Here is a 2,875-nt window from a genome sequence, read left to right as displayed (position 1 = left end):
CCTATTAAAAGCCCTGATTTTATCTACATCATGTTTATCCATAAACAAAAATAATAATTATGGTTGACAAAGTCAACTAATTTAAAGTCATTTTCTTTATGATTAGATTATGGGGTGAAACCACTGAAACATTTCCTTTATTTGTATATGCCAATTATCAGAATAGAAACTTTCATAAATGCTGATCGGGCAACGGTCTTTGATCTTGCCAGAAGCATCGATCTTCATCAAATTTCAACGGTACATACCAATGAAAGAGCTGTTGCAGGAAAGATGTCGGGGCTCATTGAATTAAATGAATCGGTGACATGGGAAGCCAGGCATTTTGGGATTGTACAGAGATTGAGTTCTAAAATARCTGAAATGAAATCTCCTGATTATTTTGTGGATGAAATGGTTTTCGGAGCTTTTAAGTCATTTAGGCACGAGCATATTTTTGAAGCAAGTGGAGCAGGCACATTGATGACAGATGTTTTTAATTATGTTTCTCCGCTTGGAGTTCTGGGGAAACTGGCAAATGTGCTTTTTCTTAACCGATATGTAACAGATTTGCTGGTTCAAAGGAATAAAGTATTAAAGGAATATGGCGAAAGACAACAGGGGCTTTTTAACTTTTAATTATCGTGTAGATTTAGTGTTATTTAGAGCTTTTAGAGGTAAACAAAGGCTATTAGACATGTATGACGTAAATATGTCGTAAACAAGTCGCAAAACAATTTCGGCCTTAGTAATACCTTTGTCATGTACATAAAACGTTCTAAAATGAAAAATATAGACTTAGCAAAAAAGATTAAAGAACTACGCAGTCGCAAAGGCATGAGTCAGGAAGAGCTGGCTGAAAAATCTCAACTTAGCCTAAGAACAATTCAACGAATTGAGGGAGGAGAGACTGAAGCAAGAGGGGATACCTTACAACGTTTGGCAAAGGCTTTAAATGTAACTCCTGATGAATTGATAGATTGGACAGAAAGTGAGGATCGCGGTTTTCTGGTGGTGCTAAATTTATCTGCACTTAGTTTTATAGCTTTTCCAATACTGGGAATAGTAGTGCCATTGGCACTGTGGATGCTCAAAAAAGACAAAATTAAATACATAAATGAGACTGGTAAAAGGCTATTGAACTTTCAAATATCCTGGTGCATTTTAGTTATGTTCTTCTCTATTTTTCCGATTGTTACCCAAATCTTTCATATTGGCGGCTCAATAGTTAGGGGATTTCAGATTTTTAATTTAGGCGCTATGGAATCATTTATACTGATGGTGCCCATACTGTATGTTGTTAATCTGGTTTTCATCATTGTAAACACGATAAGAAGTTACAATACCAGAAAAGTATTCTATCAGCCAGCTATTCCTTTTTTAAGATAAAAGTTTAAATTGCAATCTTTATACCTATTTTATGGATCCTAACGAACTCAAAAAACTAGACAGAATACCAACAAGCGACAGGCACTGGGTATTTCGCACTCCTTTTTACGGAATTATTATGTTTATCATCGTGTTAGTCTTGATGTTTATTAAAAATTGGCTAACCGAGTAGCACACTTAACGCAATGAAAAAAATATCCGTCCTTTTTATTTTAGTCATGCTTTCAATCTCATTTGCTCAAGCTTTGTAGATTGAACCAAATCTTATAATGTCACACAGACCTACTAGATATCCTGCCTTCGATTTTGCTGCTTGATGAAAATTTCTCTTCGCAATAGCCATTAATAAGGTGCATTTCCAGACTCTCAATTAGGTCATCAGAAAGAATTTTATTGGCATATTCAATTATATGAATGCTACCAGATTTACATAAATAAAATGCAATCTTTTCATCTGCATCACAAAAGTAAATAAACTCAGGAGCCCGTGCATCACAGCGTTCTATCCAAAATATAATTTCAATAAAGGTGGGTAGGTCAATCAGGCTAATTTTAAAAGCTTCATCATATTCTAAATCCTTTGTTATCGCATTAAATTTCTGAGTGGCTTTTTGGAAAGGAGGATACTTATTGTCTGAATTTCCAACGAAACTTAGTTTCAGGTCTGAGATAACAATCAAATCGCTCACATTTAGTTTGATCAACAAACTTGTAAGCTTTTCAGATAGTGCAATTGTAAATGTAGTGATATCGGTATGATCAAAAGAAATAATGCTATAATAGCTTCTTATGTCATGAGGTGGAATGTCTATTGCGTCGTGCATTTCCATATACCACTTACCGTCATCACCATCTTCAAATAGAGGATCATCATCAAGCATGGACTTCTGAATTTCAACTATCTTCGAGGTTATTATTTTATAAGTATCAAAAACGAGTTTTCGGGTTATTAACTCTATCATTTTTTTGGTTTTAGGTGTCAGTTACCACATCGTCCCAGTCATCGTTGTAATAGGTAAGCCAATTTAATGCATAGTGGCGCTCTTGAATAATTCCAGCATCGAAATTTAAAGCATCCAAATTATTTAATTCGGCGTTTCGCACTGCCCAATGCATTCTATAGGTTAAATCAAGGAGATCAAGTATTTCTGGAATTGGACGTAGCAATGCAGCGTCGATAAATTCTTTGGGATCTGTCATGAGATCAGGTAGCAAACTAAGCCATTCGGATACCTGTGTTTCTTCAACGGGCATTTCCAGTTTGTCAACCTTGCCAATCGCCCATAATAAAGTAAGCATGGCTTCTGACTGCCAAGAAATGTTTATCCGGTCCTGTTCAGTTAATTCGTATTTAAAAAACTGTTTTTCTTTATCTGAGATACTCTTATGAAGATTTTGTTCTTTTAGAAAATCAATAACTTCTTGTTTAGAATCAGGTTCATCAACAACATAATTAAGGTAATCTAAGATTAAGATTCTGCGAGCTACTTCTTGTGCAGTTCTCAAC

At 35.1% G+C, this 2,875-nt stretch carries 4 protein-coding genes; 2 read left to right on the top strand and 2 right to left on the bottom strand.

Annotation, left to right across the window (positions count from 1 at the left end; translation table 11 throughout):
* The first annotated feature begins 114 nt into the window (after positions 1-114).
* Together AC1DG9_RS25790 and AC1DG9_RS25785 are read left to right on the top strand one after the other, a co-directional pair.
* Positions 115-618, top strand: a complete 504-nt coding sequence (locus AC1DG9_RS25790; RefSeq protein WP_477635539.1) for an SRPBCC family protein — start codon at positions 115-117, stop codon at positions 616-618.
* A 144-nt stretch (positions 619-762) separates the two neighbouring features.
* On the top strand, positions 763-1,368 hold the full coding sequence (locus AC1DG9_RS25785) for a helix-turn-helix domain-containing protein (RefSeq protein ID WP_337717757.1): 606 nt from the start codon (positions 763-765) through the stop codon (positions 1,366-1,368).
* A 272-nt stretch (positions 1,369-1,640) separates the two neighbouring features.
* On the opposite strand, the gene AC1DG9_RS25780 is transcribed toward AC1DG9_RS25785, so the two are convergent.
* Entirely contained in the window at positions 1,641-2,330 is a 690-nt protein-coding gene (locus AC1DG9_RS25780) for a hypothetical protein (RefSeq protein ID WP_337717756.1), read from the bottom strand.
* Positions 2,331-2,340: 10 nt separating this feature from the next.
* Positions 2,341-2,875, bottom strand: a 535-nt coding sequence (locus tag AC1DG9_RS25775) for a DUF4272 domain-containing protein (protein ID WP_477635538.1), incomplete at its 5' end; no start/stop codon positions are given.

This window comes from Pedobacter sp. 05L430, from assembly GCF_056397585.1.
The sequence above is the reverse complement of the archived record's forward strand: the minus strand, read 5'-3'. Positions and strand labels throughout refer to the sequence as shown.